The sequence below is a fragment of the Bradyrhizobium sp. CCBAU 11361 genome (assembly GCF_028128935.1).
Lineage (GTDB): Bacteria > Pseudomonadota > Alphaproteobacteria > Rhizobiales > Xanthobacteraceae > Bradyrhizobium > Bradyrhizobium niftali.
This window is the reverse complement of record NZ_LBJZ01000004.1, coordinates 160,016-160,409: the sequence shown is the minus strand read 5'-3', so window position 1 is coordinate 160,409 and position 394 is coordinate 160,016. Positions and strand designations below refer to the sequence as shown.

The window sequence follows — 394 nt, the reverse complement described above, 5'->3', positions numbered from 1 at the left end:
TTAAACCCGTCAACTGGCGGATCGATGACGAGGGTGCCGCCGTTTCCATCGCTTGAGAGATTGAACGTTGAATGGGTGTAGTCGCCGGCCAGCGTGATCTGCGCGATGTGGTTTTGTGCGTCCGAGACGGTGAGTACCCCGCCCGTTGTGCCGCCAGAGTATGAGGCCTTGGTTGCCGATCCGAACGAAATATCTTTGAGATCGAGAATATCCGAGCTGGATGGATCTCCGTTGCCTGACAGTCCGTAGATCTTTCCGGTGAACTGTGAGGCATGATCCAACGTCAGGGTACCGGTCGTGCCGGCGAAGGTGATCGCGCCCGAAACGGCGCCGGTCAATTCGAGCGTCGCGCCCGCCTCGATCGTCGCCGACTGGCTCATGCTGCTCAAGCCAA

General features: G+C 58.9%; 1 protein-coding gene. It reads right to left on the bottom strand.

Features of this window, described 5'->3' with window-relative positions; genetic code table 11:
• Nucleotides 1–380 (bottom strand): hypothetical protein (locus tag XI08_RS02330; protein WP_271573196.1); only part of this gene is annotated, 380 nt, incomplete at its 3' end.
• Between the last annotated feature and the right edge of the window lie 14 nt (nucleotides 381–394).